This window comes from Rhodococcus sp. G6(2025) (genome assembly GCF_058628105.1).
On the sequence record NZ_CP179750.1, the window covers coordinates 5,679,480 to 5,695,000 of the forward strand.

Genomic DNA, 15,521 nt, shown 5'->3' on the forward strand with positions numbered 1-15,521 from the left:
GCGCACCGGAATGCGGGCCGTGCCTACCGCGGAGTGGATCAGACGAGCGACGGTTCACTCTTCACTGCGCTCGACCGGGACAGTTCGCCCATCCGGCCGGTGCGGGCCGCCCAGACCTCGAATACGACGGTGCCGAACGGCGGGACGCTGGCGACGAGCGCCCAGAAGGTGGTGACCAGATTCCAGCTCAGCTTGCGGGCGGTCCACAGCGAGATGAGCAGGTACAGGACGAAGACGCCGCCGTGGATGGGGCCGAAGATCTTCACGCCGATCTCGTTGCCGTCGGCAGGCAGGTACTTGAAGGCCATGCCGATGAGGAGGCCGAGCCAGGTGAAGGCCTCCAGAATTGCGACAAATCGGAAGCGCTTGGCCGTGGTGCTGAGATCGAAGACGTTCGCCATGACGACCATTGTGCCCGACCATCTACGACAGTCCGTAGTGGTGTGAGATACACCACCACGGACTGTCGTCGTGTCACGCCTTGGGGACGCGCACGATCAGGGCGTCACCCTGGCCGCCACCACCGCACAGCGCCGCAGCGCCCACACCCCCGCCGCGACGACGCAGCTCCAACGCCAGATGCAATGCGATCCGCGCCCCCGACATCCCCAGCGGGTGCCCCATCGCGATCGCCCCGCCGTTGACGTTCACGATCTCCGGATCCAACCCCAGCTCCCGCGTCGACGCGATCCCCACCGCGGCGAAGGCCTCGTTGATCTCCACCAGATCCAGCTCCTTGGGGTCGATCCCCTCCTTGGCGCACGCCTTCGCGATGGCCCGCGCCGGCTGCGACTGCAACGTCGAATCCGGACCCGCCACCACCCCGTGCGCGCCGATCTCGGCGATCCACGACACCCCGAGTTCCTGCGCCTTCGCCTTGCTCATCACCACGACAGCGGCCGCACCGTCGGAGATCTGCGACGCCGACCCTGCGGTGACCGTGCCGTCCTTACTGAACGCCGGCCGCAGCCTGGCCAGGGATTCGACCGTCGTATCGCCGCGCACGCCCTCGTCGGAGCCGACCAGCACCGGATCACCCTTGCGCTGCGGCACCGGCACCGGCACCACCTCGTCGTCGAACACCCCGTCCTTCCAGGCCCGGGCCGCCTTCTGATGCGACGCGGCCGCGAACGCGTCCTGCTCCTCGCGGCTGATCCGCTGCCCGTCCTCCGCGTTCTTCGCCTCGGTCAGACTCCCCATCGCCTGATCGGTGAAGATGTCGTACAACCCGTCGAAGGCCATGTGGTCGCGCATCGTGACGTCGCCGTACTTGAAACCCTCCCGCGACTTCTCCAGCAGGTGCGGGGCGCGCGACATCGACTCCTGACCCCCGGCGACGACGACGTCGAACTCGCCGGCCCGGATCAGCTGATCCGCCAATGCGATCGCGTCGATCCCCGACAGACACACCTTGTTGATGGTCAGGGCCGGCACATCCATCCCGATCCCCGCGGCCACCGCAGCCTGCCGCGCCGGGATCTGACCCGCCCCCGCCGTCAGCACCTGACCCATGATCACGTACTCGACCTGCTCGGGAGCGACGCCCGCCTTCTCCAACGCACCACGAATCGCCACGCCACCCAGATCCGAACCCGACACATCCTTCAACGAACCCAGCAACCGGCCCATCGGGGTCCGGGCTCCGGCGACGATCACAGAACTGGTCACGATTTCCTCCGCGTGAGACGAGTAGACAGGTGCGGGGCGACGGAAGTCACATCCCGACGAGAACTACCGAAACGGTAGCGCTAACGTCGGGAGCATGACACAGTCCTCCCCCACCCAGACCACGTCACCGCTGTCCTCGGACCTGGTGACCGCCATCGACCACGTCGGCATCGCGGTTCCCGACCTCGACGCCGCCATCGCGTGGTACTCCGAACACCTCGGCATGGTGTCGACGCACGAAGAGGTGAACGAGGAGCAGGGCGTACGCGAAGCGATGCTGAGCGTGGTCGGCTCCCCCGAGGGCAGCACCGCGCTGCAGCTTCTCGCACCGTTGAACGAGAACTCGACCATCGCCAAGTTCATCGATCGCAGCGGCCCCGGTCTCCAGCAGCTCGCGTACCGCGTCACGGACATCGACGCCATCTCCGCCCAGTTGCGCGAGCGCGGTGTACGGCTGCTGTACGACGCACCGCGCCGCGGCACCGCCGATTCGCGCATCAATTTCGTCCACCCGAAGGATGCGGGCGGAGTTCTCGTCGAGCTCGTCGAGCCGTCGGCGACCCACTAGAGCTGTGGCCGGCCGCCGGGTACCAGGCGCAGAGACAAGTTCTACTTTGCCCAGGTAGATTGGCGGCCATGGTAAACGAGCAGGACCGTGGTTCGATCCCCCTTCCCTTTTCCACCGTGCGCAAGGGATTCGACCGGGACGAGGTACGCAACTACTTCGAGCGATTCGACGCCGAGCTCCGCGTCACTGCCGCCGACCGCGACGCCGCGGCGGCGCAGGCGCGGGATCTCGCCAAGCAGCTCGACGATGCGCGGGACGAGATCGACGATCTGCGCAAGGATGTCGACCGCCTGTCCGTTCCGCCGACCACCGCGGAGGGAATGAGCGACCGCATCTCGCGCATGCTCCGGCTCGCGTCGGACGAGGCGTCCGAGGTGCGCGCGAAGGCCGAGGCCGACGCCGCCGAGATGATCTCCGTCGCCGAGCAGGAGGGCGCGCAGCTCCGCGGCCAGTACGAGTCGCTGGTCGCGGAACTCGAAGACCGCCGGAGCGCTCTCGAGATTCAGCACGAGCAGACCATGGCGAAGGCCCGCACGGAGGCGGCGAGGATCGTCGAGGCCGCTCAGTCCGAGCGCGACCGCCTCGCCGCCGAGGCCGAACTGCGTCGGTCGCAGGTGCAGGAAGACTTCGACCTCGCGATGTCCGAGCGCCGCCAGAAGACGATCACGGCGGTCAACGAGCTCGAGTCCACCAGCAAGGCCGAGGCGCAGCGTCGTCTCGCCGACGCCACACACGAGGCGGAGCGCAGGCTGCAGGCGGCCACCGACCAGTCGGAGCGCAAGATCGCCCACGCCAAGGAACTGGCGGAAGAACTTCGCGTACTCCGCGGCCGGATCCTGGCGCAGCTCTTGGGGATTCGGGGACAGCTCGATTCCGTTCCCGCAATGTTGGCGTCGGTCAACCGGGAGAGCGAACTATTGGACGCGCAGCCCGACACCGCGGCATCGAGCTCGGAGAAGCGCTCCACCGAGCACACGAACAGCAAGTCGGCAACGGCCGGTGGCGCGGACCGGAAGTCCGCGCAGAACGAGTCCGGGAAGAACTCCGCGGACGAGACGGACAACTCCGACGAGGACACTGCAGTGCTGTCCGCCGTCGAGAAGAACCCGGCGAACCGGACGGCGGATCAGCGGACCGTGAAGACGGGAAGCTAGGACCACCTGCGTGTGAGGCCCCGGGTGCTGCGTCCCGACCAGCACCCGGTGTGCCAGTGCCGCCGGTCCTCGGCTCCGCCGTATTCGGCCGGCCAGGTGACCAGGTGGGCGACGCCCGGCCGGATGTCGTGATCGCAGCCGGGGCACCGGTAGGACTTGGTGGCCCGGGCCCCGGGGATCGTGCGCACGATGAAGCTCTCGTCGGCGAAGCCCGCGGGCCCGGATTCCTGACGCATCATTGCACTACCGAACAGCGAGCCCTCGGACGTGTCCGGGGGCGCGTTGCGGCGTGTGTTCTTTCGCTGCGGTTTACGACGGGGCACGGGTTCAGCCTAGGCCTCAGAAGAGCCGGAACTCGGTGCTCTCGGTGCCGCGCAGCGCTTCGTAGTCGAGCACCAGGCACCGGATTCCGCGGTCGGTGGCAAGGGTTTTGGCCTGCGGCTTGATCTGCTGGGCGGCGAAGACACCGCTCACCGGCGCCAGCAGCGGATCCCGGTTGAGCAGTTCGAGGTACCGGGTGAGTTGCTCGACACCGTCGATGTCTCCGCGGCGCTTGATCTCCACGGCGACGGAAGCCCCGTCGGCGTTCCGGCACAGCAGGTCGACGGGACCGATGGCCGTCATGTACTCGCGCCGGACGAGCGTGTAACCGCTGCCGAGCGTTTCGACGTGTTCGGCGAGCAGCTCCTGCAGGTGCGCCTCGACACCGTCCTTGACGAGCCCCGGATCGACACCGAGTTCGTGACGGGAGTCGTGCTCGATCTCCTCGATGGTGATCCGCAGTTCCTCACCGGCCTTGTTGGTCACCACCCACAGCGCTTCGGCGTCTTCCACGGTGTCTTCGACGAGCCAGCAGGGCGGGCTCATCCAGTTCAGCGGCTTGTAGGCGCGGTCGTCGGCGTGGATGCTCACGGAACCGTCGGCCTTGATCAACAACAGGCGACGAGCGGTGGGCAGATGTGCCGTCAAACGGCCTACGTAGTCGACTCGGCATCTGGCAATCACTAGGCGCACCCGCCCACCCTAAGGGATCGCGCCGACTAGTCTCGAATGACTATGCGCAGCCCCCGTCGATCCGTCGCCCCGCTGGGGTCGTGGTTGCTCGGGTCACCGGACGAGAGTCCCCGCAGGCGGCGGATCCGTGTCCAGCTGCTGCTGACCGCCCCGCTGGTGTTCACCAACCTGGTCGGCGCGGTGATCACCTGCCTGCTCGTCAGTGTCGTGGTCCCCGGCCCGAGTGTGTGGTCGAGCGAGTTCGTGATCGCCAACTTCGTCGCGGTGCCCGTGTTCGTGCTGTGCGCGGTCCTGGTCGGCGTGACGTGGGGCACCAAGCGACTGGTGTCGGATCTCCGGTGGGCGACGGAGGACGACGTGCCCACCGACCACGACCGGTCGGCGGCGTTTCGCGCACCGTGGCGTCTGACGCGTGTCCAGGCGGCGTTGTGGGGCATTGGGCTGGTGTTCTTCACGACTTTGTACGGCATCATCGATCCCCAGACCATTCCGAAGGTCGCGTTCACGATTGCGTTGGCCGGGATCACGGTCTCCGCGTTCTGCTACCTGCTGACGGAGTTCGCCCTCCGCCCCATCGCCGCCCGGGCACTGGGATCGGACGGACCGCGACCCCGCCGAACCCTGGGCATCACCGGCCGCACCGCACTGGCGTGGATCCTCGGGACGGGTGTTCCCGTGCTCGGTCTGATGCTCATCGCGATCTTCAGTTTCATCCGGCCGGCGAGTCCGACCAGCCTCGCGGTGTCGATCCTCGCGCTGGGTGGTGTGATCCTGCTCTTCGGCCTGCTGCTGGTCGTGATCAGTGTCCGTGCCACCGAGGCACCCATCCGCTCGGTGTCGCTGGGCATGGCGAAGGTGGCGGAGGGCGATCTCGACGCCGAGGTCGTCGTGTACGACGGCACCGAACTCGGCGCGCTGCAGACCGGGTTCAACCGGATGGCCGAGGGACTCCGCGAACGCGAGCGGATCCGCGACCTGTTCGGGCGCCACGTCGGGCAGGAAGTGGCGTCCCAGGCCCTCCGCCACAACCCCGAACTCGGCGGGGAGGAACGTGACGTGGCGGTCCTGTTCGTCGACATCATCGGGTCCACCACGATCGCAGCCACCCGGTCGCCCGGGGAGGTCGTGGACCTGCTCAACCGCTTCTTCAACGTGGTCGTCGACGAGGTCGATCGGCGAGACGGGTTCGTCAACAAGTTCGAAGGTGACGCAGCGCTGGCCATCTTCGGGGCACCCGTGGCGCTCGACGACCATGCAGGCGCCGCGCTGTCCGCCGCTCGGGCCCTCCGCGAACGGCTCACCGCCGAGGTACCGGAGTGCGATGCGGGAATCGGAGTGGCGGCTGGTCGCGCCGTGGCCGGAAACATCGGCGCCCACGAACGTTTCGAGTACACGGTGATCGGCGATCCGGTCAACGAGGCGGCGCGGTTGTCCGAACTCGCCAAGAACGTGTCCGGACACGTCGTCGCGTCCGAGCGGGCGATCGACGCGGCATCCGACGACGAGCGCAGGCGGTGGCAACTCACCGACACCGTCACCCTGCGCGGCCGTGTCGAACCGACCACGCTGGCCGTTCCCGCCGAACTACTCCCCGCCGGTTCCGCCGTCGACGATGAGGGCGCCGACTCCGTCGAGTAGCCGGGCCAGCCCGAATTCGAAGGCGTGGGCAGGCGCGTACGCAGCGTCGTGGTGTTCCCCCGCCGAGGCCCCGACCCGGGCGGCCAGCGGGAACCGGTTGAGGTCGAAGACCTTTTCGAAGTGCGGAGCAACGCGCTGCCACCATTCGCTGTCCGCCTCCCCCTGGGCGGCGAGCGCGGCCGCATCCACCGCGGCGCGCGCCGCGCCCGCGACGAAACTGTCGAGAAGCGTGACGACGGAGTCCATGTCGAGGTCCGACAGTCCCAGCCCCTCGACCGCACGTAGTTCCCGCTCGTACTTGGCCATCCCGCCGGGCCCCAGAACCGGCCGGCTCAGCGCAACGACGCCGAGCATCCACGGGTGGGCGCACAGCAGTTGGAAGTAGTCGTGAGCGGCGGCCGCGAGACGCTCGCGCCACCCCGCATCGGTGTCGTCGGCCGGCTCGAGTGTGGACAGCGCGCGATCGAGCATCACCTCCACCAGTTCCGTCTTTCCGGGAACGTGCGTGTACAGCGACATCGCGCCGGCGCCGAGTTCGGCTGCCAGCCGGCGCATCGAGACGGCGTCCAGCCCTTCCGCATCCGCGACGGAGATGGCGGCCTCGACGATCCGGTCGAGCGTCAGGCTCGGCTTCCCGTTGCGGGGGCGCGAGATCGGCGTACTGCCGCCACCCCACAGCAGCTCCATGGTGCGGGCGGGGTCGCCCTCCGGTGTCGCGCTTCTACCCATGCCGAGATCTTCCCACGGCGCCCGGGAACAATTCCGTCCGCCGCCTCGTTGACGTACGGCGTACTGTAAACCAGGCGAAAGGCGCAGTAGTGACAGCAGGGCCCATCCTCGCCGCCTGTGCGGCCACCTTCGTGCCGTCCGATCCTCCGCGCGACTCCCGCCTGGCGTTCTGGCGTGATTCCCCGGACGGGCCGCTGCCACCGAGTATCGATTCCCACACCCGGATGGCAATCGGAAGCACCGTGGAACGCGTTCCGACGCAGAGCGTCTCGCTCGCCGACGCGCTGCCGATGCTCCTGGCACTGCGACCCGGCGAGACAACCCATCGATCGGTCGCGTTCTGGGCCGCCTGCACCCGGACCGCTCTCGGATACGTCGGGGCGGGCAAGGTCCTTCCCGCGGTCACGCCGGGTGGCCGCGACAGCTGGCGGCTGGGCGTTCTCGACGACGAGGACGAGTCGCATCTGCGGCTGCTGGCCGCCGCGCTCCCGCCGGAAGCGCGCGCCATTCCGCTCGGGGATCCGTCCGCCGCCGGAGTTCGCCTCCCCGCCGCGGTGGACGTGCTGCGCGACTTCCTCACCGCTGCCGTCGATACGATCCCGCGACTCGTGTCGCCGGCCGACGACGGGCCCTACCTGGGGTGGAACGCCGAGACCTCGCCCGAACTCCGGGCCTGGGCGGACGCCCTGGCACCCGATGCGATCGCGTTGTCGTTGCGGATCGACCCCGTCGATCCCGGCAAGGGCGACCTCTCGGACAGCGAGTTCGACGCCACGGTCCAGGTGCACGGTCTCGCGCGCCCCGGGGTGGTGTGCGACGCCGTCGACCTGTGGCGGCATCCGACGCTCGCCGAGTCCGCGTTCGCCTCCGACCCCCGGATCGCGGTCCTCGACGCCCTCCGCCGCGCCGCCCAGGATTGGGCTCCGCTCGAAGACCTGCTGCGAGCTGAGGCGCCGCACCGCATCCGACTCGAGGACGACGACCTGGCCTCCCTCGCCGGGGACGCCGGCCGTCGGCTGCGCGAACGAGGAGTCGAGATCCATTGGCCGCGCGAATTGGTCGCGCGCACCTCGACCCGCATGATCCTCGGCGAACCCGGGTCCCGCGAGGGCGCAGCCGCTTTCGGCGGCGACCGCGCCTTCGACTTCGACTGGCGCATCGCGGTGGGGGACGACGTTCTGACCCGTGAAGAAATGGAAGAGTTGGTGTCGGCGGAGCGCGCGGTCGTGAAACTCCGCAACCGATACGTCGTCGCGGACTCGGCATTGATACGAAAGACCCTCCAGCGGCGGACCGGAACGATGACGTCGATCGAGGCCCTGCGGGCGTCGCTGACCGGCCGGGCCCGGCGCGGAGAGGAGGACGTCCGCGTCGACTCCTACGGCGCGGCCGCGGCGGTGGCGCGTGAGCTGTCCGACCAGGATCCGGAGGCCGTGCCGGCCCCGGCAGCCCTGCGCGCGCAGTTGCGGGACTACCAGCTGACCGGGTTCCGCTGGCTGGCCGGGCTCACGTCACGAGGCCTGGGCGCCTGTCTCGCCGACGACATGGGCCTGGGAAAGACGTTGACTCTCATCGCACTTCACCTGCACCGTCAGCAGACGCCGGAAACGGCTGGACCCACCTTGGTGGTCTGTCCCGCGTCACTGCTGGGGAACTGGCGACGGGAGATCGAACGCTTCGCACCGGGCACCGGTGTCCTCGTCCACCACGGTCCGAAGCGGCGTCCGCCCGGTGAGACGGTCACACCCGGCGGCGACATCGTCGTCCTCACCACGTACGCGACGATGCGGCTCGATGGCGACGTACTCGCCCGGACTGTGTGGGGTCTGGTCGTCGCGGACGAGGCGCAGCACCTGAAGAACCGCGCGGCATCCGTCACCCGGGCCCTGCGGACGATTCCGGGCCTGGCCCGCGTCGCCCTCACCGGGACACCGGTGGAGAACAGACTCAGCGACCTCTGGTCGATCCTCGACGGCGTCACACCGGGCCTCCTCGGTCCGTACGCGCAGTTCCGCCGCCGCTACGACGGCTCGGCCGCTGAGGACGGAATCGACCGCGCGGCGGAGTTGGCGGCGTTGATCTCGCCGTTCGTCCTCCGGCGCACGAAGTCCGATCCGGGGATCGCCCCCGAGCTTCCGCCGAAGACGGAGATCGATCTGGATGTCACGCTCACCCCGGAACAGGCCGGAATGTACGAGGCCCTCGTCCGCGAGGCGATGGAGCAGATCGAGACGAGCGACGGCATCGGGCGGCGCGGCAGCATCGTGTCGCTGCTGACCGGCCTCAAGCAGATCTGCAATCACCCCGCCCAGTACCTTGGCGAGGAGCACGCCGCGCTCACCGGCCGCTCCCACAAGATCGGTCTGCTCGACGAACTGGTGGACACCAACCTGTCGGAGGGCGGGCGTTCGCTGGTGTTCACCCACTTCACCGCGATGGGGCGGCTGCTGCGGCGGCACCTGACGACGCGCGGGGTGGGCTGCGAATTCCTGCACGGTGGCACTTCCGTCGCCGCCCGGGAGGAGCTGGTCCAACGCTTCCAGAACGGCGACATCCCCGTCCTGATCCTGTCCCTCAAGGCCGCCGGTACCGGGTTGAACCTCACCCGGGCCGATCACGTCGTCCACTTCGATCGCTGGTGGAACCCGGCGGTCGAGGACCAGGCCACTGACCGCGCCTACCGCATCGGGCAGACCCACCCGGTCGTCGTCCACCGGCTCGTCACCGCGGGAACCATCGAGGAACGCATCGCCGGCATGCTCGCCTCCAAGCGGCAGCTCGCCAACTCTGTCCTGTCACACGGCGCCGACGCCTTCACCGAACTGACCGACCGCGAACTCACCCGGCTGGTGGCTCTGAGCCCCGACTACGACTTCGGAGGTGACCTGTGACCGACGCCGTCACGCTTCCCCGATTCCCGGCGCAGAAGGGCCGACGCACCCGCGGCAAGACCTGGTGGGCGCAGCGGTGGGTCGACGACGTCGAGCACGCCGCGCTCGACTCGGACACGCTGAAACGCGGACGCGCCTACGCCCGTGGCGGAGTGGTCGGTCCGCTCACGTTCGCGGCCGGGCTCGTCTCCGCGGACGTGCACACGGACGAGGAAAGCCTGCACGTGCGGATCCGGGTGGACCAGCTGGACGAGCGCCAGTGGGGCGAGGTGCTCGCCACCCTCGCGTCGCGGAGCGGTCACGTCGCCCAGTTGTCGAGTGGGACGCTCCCTCGGGAACTCGACGACGACCTCGCTGCCGTCGACGTGTCACTCGTACCGTCGATGTTCGATGCCGACGCGACGTGCACCTGCGAGGAGTGGGACGTGCCGTGCCGTCACGCTGCCGCGGTGCTGTATCAGGCAGCGTGGGTGCTCGACGAGGACCCGCTGCTCTTCTTCCTCTTGCGCGGACGGGAGGGACAGGAGGTTCTCCAACTCAGGCACGGCGCACACGAGGAGACGACCCGTTCCTCGTTCGACGCTTCGCACTCCCCGGTGTCGGCGTCGGACGCCTACTCCGCAGTTCCCGGACCGCTTCCGGTGCCGCCGCGCTCCGGCGGAACCCCGGTGCGCCCACGCTGGCTCGACGACGCTCCCCCGGAGATTCAGGCGGACGCCGTCTGGTCGGCGATCGTCACTGCGATTTCGCGATACGGAGACCGTGTCTGAGGTCCTCCGACGGTCCGGGCACCAGGCTCGGTGCGACCACCCGGGCCCCGGTCGCCGGATACGGCGTGCAAATCTGGGCGTCGTGCACGAAGCACCAGCGCCAGTTGTCCCCCGCGTGAAGCGATTGGACGATCGGATGACCGCTGCGTTCGGCGTGGTGTCGCGCGTGCCGCATCGGTGATCCGTCACTGCATCCGACATAGCCGCACGTCAGGCACAACATCAGGTGCTCCCAGCGGGTACCGAGTGCGAGACAGCCCTCGCACCCGTCCGACGTGTGCGCGACGACATCGCGAATCATGTTCAGATCGGGATCGTGCCAATTATTGGATTGGGTCATTGTGCCACCCCTCAGTAACCAAGATTGGCGGCTGATCCGTCTCGCCACATGGTCACCGCGGAACGAAAGAATCCCCCGAAATCCGGCCTCAGCGGACAGCGTCCCGGTTTCGACGGCGCAAAACGGGGTAGTTCCAAGCCATGGATCTGGAAGCAGCCCCAGACCCGAGGGTGGATCACACGCCGCGGGCGACGAACCTGTCCGCGGTCGTGGCCGTCACCGCGCACATGCACGACTGCGGGAACCGCGACGAGATTCTCGCCCTGCTGGTCGAAGCTCTCCCTGAACTCGGTCCCTTCACGGTGGAATCCGAGTCGGTTCTGACGGACGAATCCGACGACGTCTGGCGTCAACGCGTGCTGCTCGACGATTCGTGGTCGAGGCCGGTGTCGCTCACCCTCCGGGCCGACTACCCGCCGACCCCGGTGCAGGCCACCCTCCTCGAGCTGCTCATTCAGCACACCGGGTCGGCCCTGCGCGCCGCATCGCTTCGCTCCCGGGCAGCCACACACGAACGTCAATTACGTGAGGCCACGGACGAGATCACCGCGCTCGGAGCGCGGGCCCTGCGGCTCGAGGAGCAAGCGAAGATCCACGACACGTTCGGGCGCCTCGCAGCGACCGGCGCCGACGAGACCGCCATCGCCGAGACACTCCACCTGATGACCGGACTCGCCGTCGGAGTCGAGGACGCCTTCGGCAATCTCCGCGTCTGGGCCGGCCCGGACAAGGCCCCGCGGTACCGCAAGATCGGCGGCGGGAACCGAGTCGACGTCCTGCGCCGTGCCGCGATGGAAGGGCACCCGCTCCGGCACGACAATCGGATCGTGCAGATAGTCCGGCCCGGCCAGACACTTCTCGGCGTCCTCTACCTGTCGGACCCGGAACATCGGGCAACCGATCTCGACACGGTGGCCCTCGAACACGCCGCGACGATGCTCGCCGTCGACATGTCGCACCGCAGATCACTGGCCGAGACGGAGGCGCGGCTCAGCCGCGACCTGGGCGCCGACCTGCTCGGCGGCACCGACGACGACAGCGCTTACTCGCGCGCCGACGCACTCGGCTACGACCTGCACACCCCGCAACGCGTCCTGGCAGTGCACTGGGGGCCGGACACACCCGTCGAGTCCGTCACGGAAGCCTTACGGCGCCACCTGACGTCCTCCGACTCGTCGGCCCTCCTCGTCCACGGTAACGAACACCGAACCGGGATCCTCGCCGCCGTGATGGACGCAAAAACAGATGTGAACCTCATCTTCACGGCGTTGGAGAAGTCGCTCGGGCCCGCGGTCGGAGTGATCGGTGTCGGATCCGAATGCACGTCCCCCAGTGGCCTACCCGACTCGTACACCCACGCGATACGGGCGCTCGAGATCAGAAAGCAGTCGCTGTCGCCCCGCGGCGTCGCGCTGTTCGACGAACTCGGCGTCTACCGCATCCTCGACTCGCACAGCAGCACCGGAGACGTCGAGGCATTCGTGCAGGAATGGCTCGGCCCGTTGCTCGACTACGACCGGGAACACCGCAGCACGATGACGGCCACGCTGGCCCAATACCTCGAATGCGGTGGCAAGTACGACGAAACCGCACAGGCACTCAGGATCCACCGCAGCACCCTGCGATACCGGATGTCCCGCATTCACGAATTGACCGGGCGTGACCTCCGCAGCGTCGACACCCGCCTGAATCTGCATCTGGCGTCCCGCGCACTGCAGGTCCTGGCCGGCGGTGCGCCGGGGTGAAAAGACATGTGCGGCATCGGTGTTCGTGCCTTGGAATGCCGAAAGCCCCCCAACAAGGTTGGGGGGCTTTCGGTAACGGATGTTCGGCGGTGTCCTACTCTCCCACACCCTGTCGGGTGCAGTACCATCGGCGCTGGAGGGCTTAGCTTCCGGGTTCGGAATGGGACCGGGCGTTTCCCCTCCGCTATGGCCGCCGTAACTCTATGAAACTGTCACACACTCAATTTCTTTTGTTCCCTCAACGGGTGCACCCTGCTGGGTGACCGGTGGGGTTGAAATGAGTATCTGTGTGTTGTTTCAGATACTGCACAGTGGACGCGTAGCTTCTTTGTGGTAAGTCCTCGGCCTATTAGTACCAGTCACCTGCATCCGTTACCGGACTTCCAGTTCTGGCCTATCAACCCGGTGGTCTGCCGGGGGCCTTACCCCCTCGAGGGGGTGAGAAACCTCATCTTGGAACAGGCTTCCCGCTTAGATGCTTTCAGCGGTTATCCCTTCCGAACGTAGCTAACCAGCGGTGCTCCTGGTGGAACAACTGGCACACCAGAGGTTCGTCCGTCCCGGTCCTCTCGTACTAGGGACAGCCTTCCTCAAGTTTCTAACGCGCGCGGCGGATAGAGACCGAACTGTCTCACGACGTTCTAAACCCAGCTCGCGTGCCGCTTTAATGGGCGAACAGCCCAACCCTTGGGACCTACTCCAGCCCCAGGATGCGACGAGCCGACATCGAGGTGCCAAACCATCCCGTCGATATGGACTCTTGGGGAAGATCAGCCTGTTATCCCCGGGGTACCTTTTATCCGTTGAGCGACACCGCTTCCACTTGCCGGTGCCGGATCACTAGTCCCGACTTTCGTCCCTGCTCGACCTGTCAGTCTCACAGTCAAGCTCCCTTGTGCACTTGCACTCGACACCTGATTGCCAACCAGGCTGAGGGAACCTTTGGGCGCCTCCGTTACATTTTGGGAGGCAACCGCCCCAGTTAAACTACCCACCAGGCACTGTCCCTGAACCAGATCATGGTCCGAGGTTAGAGGTCCAATACGATCAGAGTGGTATTTCAACAACGACTCCACACTCACTGGCGTGAGCGCTTCACAGTCTCCCACCTATCCTACACAAACCGAACCGAACACCAATACCAAGCTGTAGTGAAGGTCCCGGGGTCTTTTCGTCCTGCCGCGCGTAACGAGCATCTTTACTCGTAATGCAATTTCGCCGAGTCTATGGTTGAGACAGCTGAGAAGTCGTTACGCCATTCGTGCAGGTCGGAACTTACCCGACAAGGAATTTCGCTACCTTAGGATGGTTATAGTTACCACCGCCGTTTACTGGGGCTTAAATTCTCAGCTTCGCTCCGAAGAGCTAACCGGTCCTCTTAACCTTCCAGCACCGGGCAGGCGTCAGTCCGTATACATCGTCTTACGACTTCGCACGGACCTGTGTTTTTAGTAAACAGTCGCTTCTCACTGGTCTCTGCGGCCCCACCCAGCTCACACTGCAAGAGTGATCACCGGACGAGGCCCCCCTTCTCCCGAAGTTACGGGGGCATTTTGCCGAGTTCCTTAACCATAGTTATCTCGATCGCCTTAGTATTCTCTACCTGACCACCTGTGTCGGTTTGGGGTACGGGCCGTGTGAAAGCTCGCTAGAGGCTTTTCTCGGCAGCATAGGATCACTGAATTCGCCTCATTCGGCTATGCGTCACCTCTCAGGCTGTGTGAATGGCGGATTTGCCTACCATTCGCCCTACAGGCTTACACCAGTATTACCACTGACTGGCTCAGCTACCTTCCTGCGTCACCCCATCGCTTGGCTACTACCAGATCAGGTCCCATGCATCCACATCCAGGGCCCCCGAAGGGGCGTAAGGACGCTTCAGGATGGTTAGTATCACTGATTCACCAGGGGCGCGTTCACACGGGTACGGGAATATCAACCCGTTGTCCATCGGCTACGCCTGTCGGCCTCGTCTTAGGTCCCGACTCACCCTGGGCGGATTAACCTGGCCCAGGAACCCTTGGTCATTCGGCGGACGAGTTTCTCACTCGTCTTTCGCTACTCATGCCTGCATTCTCACTCGTGTGGCCTCCACGGCTGGGTCACCCCGCCGCTTCCATGGCCACACGACGCTCCCCTACCCATCCACACCACTGCCCAAGACTCCGCAGAATCAAGGGGGTGCATTGTGTGAATGCCGCAGCTTCGGTGGTGTACTTGAGCCCCGCTACATTGTCGGCGCAGGATCACTTGACCAGTGAGCTATTACGCACTCTTTCAAGGGTGGCTGCTTCTAAGCCAACCTCCTGGTTGTCTTCGCGACCCCACATCCTTTTCCACTTAGTACACGCTTAGGGACCTTAGCTGGCGATCTGGGCTGTTTCCCTCTCGACTACGAACCTTATCGCCCGCAGTCTCACTGCCGCGCTCTCACTCACCGGCATTCGGAGTTTGGCTGATTTCGGTAAGCTTGTGGGCCCCCTAGACCATCCAGTAGCTCTACCTCCGGTGAGAAACACGCGACGCTGCACCTAAATGCATTTCGGGGAGAACCAGCTATCACGGAGTTTGATTGGCCTTTCACCCCTACCCACAGCTCATCCCCTCAGTTTTCAACCTAAGTGGGTTCGGTCCTCCACGACGTCTTACCGTCGCTTCAACCTGGCCATGGGTAGATCACTCCGCTTCGGGTCTAGAACATGCCACTAAAAACGCCCTATTCGGACTCGCTTTCGCTACGGCTACCCCACACGGGTTAACCTCGCGACATGCCACTAACTCGCAGGCTCATTCTTCAAAAGGCACGCCATCACCCCCCACACCGAAGTGTGCAAAGGCTTTGACGGATTGTAAGCGCACGGTTTCAGGTACTATTTCACTCCCCTCCCGGGGTACTTTTCACCTTTCCCTCACGGTACTAGTCCGCTATCGGTCACCAGGGAGTATTCAGGCTTATCGGGTGGTCCCGACAGATTCACACCAGATTTCACGGGCCCGGTGCTAC

12 protein-coding genes and 2 rRNA genes (1 of these 14 only partly in view) are annotated in these 15,521 nt (G+C 66.1%); 6 read left to right on the plus strand and 8 right to left on the minus strand.

All coding sequences use genetic code 11. From position 1 onward, the window contains the following. Window positions 1-38: 38 nt before the first annotated feature. Together ACLIVD_RS26190 and ACLIVD_RS26195 are read right to left on the minus strand one after the other, a co-directional pair. Window positions 39-410, minus strand: coding sequence for a DUF3817 domain-containing protein (locus tag ACLIVD_RS26190; protein WP_491930863.1), 372 nt, complete (start codon window positions 408-410; stop codon window positions 39-41). Between the two features lie 64 nt (window positions 411-474). Next, on the minus strand, window positions 475-1,668 hold the full coding sequence (locus ACLIVD_RS26195) for an acetyl-CoA C-acetyltransferase (RefSeq protein ID WP_283333528.1): 1,194 nt from the start codon (window positions 1,666-1,668) through the stop codon (window positions 475-477). A 94-nt stretch (window positions 1,669-1,762) separates the two neighbouring features. On the opposite strand from ACLIVD_RS26195, the gene mce reads away from it, so the two are divergent. Beyond that, on the plus strand, window positions 1,763-2,236 hold the full coding sequence (gene mce / locus ACLIVD_RS26200) for a methylmalonyl-CoA epimerase (RefSeq protein WP_005248354.1): 474 nt from the start codon (window positions 1,763-1,765) through the stop codon (window positions 2,234-2,236). Window positions 2,237-2,304: 68 nt separating this feature from the next. Further along, the gene (locus ACLIVD_RS26205) at window positions 2,305-3,390 is read left to right on the plus strand and encodes a hypothetical protein (RefSeq protein WP_491930864.1); all 1,086 of its coding nucleotides are present in this window, start codon (window positions 2,305-2,307) and stop codon (window positions 3,388-3,390) included. On the opposite strand, the gene ACLIVD_RS26210 is transcribed toward ACLIVD_RS26205, so the two are convergent. Together ACLIVD_RS26210 and nucS are read right to left on the minus strand one after the other, a co-directional pair. Continuing rightward, window positions 3,387-3,713, minus strand: a complete 327-nt coding sequence (locus tag ACLIVD_RS26210) for an Rv1322 family protein (RefSeq protein WP_418341128.1) — start codon at window positions 3,711-3,713, stop codon at window positions 3,387-3,389. The two genes, ACLIVD_RS26205 and ACLIVD_RS26210, sit on opposite strands and share 4 nt — an antisense overlap. A 16-nt stretch (window positions 3,714-3,729) precedes the next feature. Then, on the minus strand, window positions 3,730-4,404 hold the full coding sequence (gene nucS, locus ACLIVD_RS26215; RefSeq protein WP_105417176.1) for an endonuclease NucS: 675 nt from the start codon (window positions 4,402-4,404) through the stop codon (window positions 3,730-3,732). Window positions 4,405-4,440: 36 nt separating this feature from the next. On the opposite strand from nucS, the gene ACLIVD_RS26220 reads away from it, so the two are divergent. Next, a complete protein-coding gene (locus tag ACLIVD_RS26220; RefSeq protein ID WP_283353810.1) occupies window positions 4,441-6,042 on the plus strand; it encodes an adenylate/guanylate cyclase domain-containing protein in 1,602 nt (533 codons plus the stop codon). Here ACLIVD_RS26220 and ACLIVD_RS26225 read toward each other — a convergent pair. After that, window positions 5,989-6,771, minus strand: coding sequence for a TetR/AcrR family transcriptional regulator (locus ACLIVD_RS26225; RefSeq protein WP_491930865.1), 783 nt, complete (start codon window positions 6,769-6,771; stop codon window positions 5,989-5,991). The two genes, ACLIVD_RS26220 and ACLIVD_RS26225, sit on opposite strands and share 54 nt — an antisense overlap. 89 nt (window positions 6,772-6,860) lie before the next feature. Between ACLIVD_RS26225 and ACLIVD_RS26230 the strand changes: the two genes are divergently transcribed. Continuing rightward, a complete protein-coding gene (locus ACLIVD_RS26230; RefSeq protein ID WP_283353812.1) occupies window positions 6,861-9,662 on the plus strand; it encodes a DEAD/DEAH box helicase in 2,802 nt (933 codons plus the stop codon). Continuing rightward, window positions 9,659-10,432: an SWIM zinc finger family protein gene (locus tag ACLIVD_RS26235; RefSeq protein WP_283333523.1), complete on the plus strand. Its 774-nt coding sequence runs from the start codon at window positions 9,659-9,661 to the stop codon at window positions 10,430-10,432. Before ACLIVD_RS26230 ends, ACLIVD_RS26235 begins: the two co-directional genes overlap by 4 nt. Here the strand turns inward: ACLIVD_RS26235 and ACLIVD_RS26240 are convergent. After that, window positions 10,398-10,772 carry a UBP-type zinc finger domain-containing protein gene (locus ACLIVD_RS26240; protein WP_105417186.1) on the minus strand — a complete coding sequence of 125 codons (375 nt, stop codon included), beginning with the start codon at window positions 10,770-10,772 and terminating at the stop codon, window positions 10,398-10,400. The two genes, ACLIVD_RS26235 and ACLIVD_RS26240, sit on opposite strands and share 35 nt — an antisense overlap. Window positions 10,773-10,912: 140 nt before the next feature. Between ACLIVD_RS26240 and ACLIVD_RS26245 the strand changes: the two genes are divergently transcribed. Further along, window positions 10,913-12,517, plus strand: a complete 1,605-nt coding sequence (locus ACLIVD_RS26245) for a PucR family transcriptional regulator (RefSeq protein ID WP_283353814.1) — start codon at window positions 10,913-10,915, stop codon at window positions 12,515-12,517. 81 nt (window positions 12,518-12,598) lie between these two features. Here ACLIVD_RS26245 and rrf read toward each other — a convergent pair. Both rrf and ACLIVD_RS26255 read right to left on the minus strand, forming a co-directional pair. Next, window positions 12,599-12,715: ribosomal RNA gene (rrf, locus tag ACLIVD_RS26250) — 5S ribosomal RNA — on the minus strand. A 131-nt stretch (window positions 12,716-12,846) separates the two neighbouring features. Beyond that, a 23S ribosomal RNA gene (locus tag ACLIVD_RS26255) occupies window positions 12,847-15,521 on the minus strand (it continues 459 nt past the right edge of the window).

What these genes read in the sequence shown, in the direction of transcription:
- ACLIVD_RS26190 (WP_491930863.1), bottom strand. Translation starts at nt 410, where the DNA reads ATGGTCGTCATGGCGAACGTCTTCGATCTCAGCACCACGGCCAAGCGC.
- ACLIVD_RS26225 (WP_491930865.1), bottom strand. Translation starts at nt 6,771, where the DNA reads ATGGGTAGAAGCGCGACACCGGAGGGCGACCCCGCCCGCACCATGGAG.
- ACLIVD_RS26245 (WP_283353814.1), top strand. Translation starts at nt 10,913, where the DNA reads ATGGATCTGGAAGCAGCCCCAGACCCGAGGGTGGATCACACGCCGCGG.
- ACLIVD_RS26240 (WP_105417186.1), bottom strand. Translation starts at nt 10,772, where the DNA reads ATGACCCAATCCAATAATTGGCACGATCCCGATCTGAACATGATTCGC.
- mce (WP_005248354.1), top strand. Translation starts at nt 1,763, where the DNA reads ATGACACAGTCCTCCCCCACCCAGACCACGTCACCGCTGTCCTCGGAC.
- ACLIVD_RS26220 (WP_283353810.1), top strand. Translation starts at nt 4,441, where the DNA reads ATGACTATGCGCAGCCCCCGTCGATCCGTCGCCCCGCTGGGGTCGTGG.
- ACLIVD_RS26205 (WP_491930864.1), top strand. Translation starts at nt 2,305, where the DNA reads ATGGTAAACGAGCAGGACCGTGGTTCGATCCCCCTTCCCTTTTCCACC.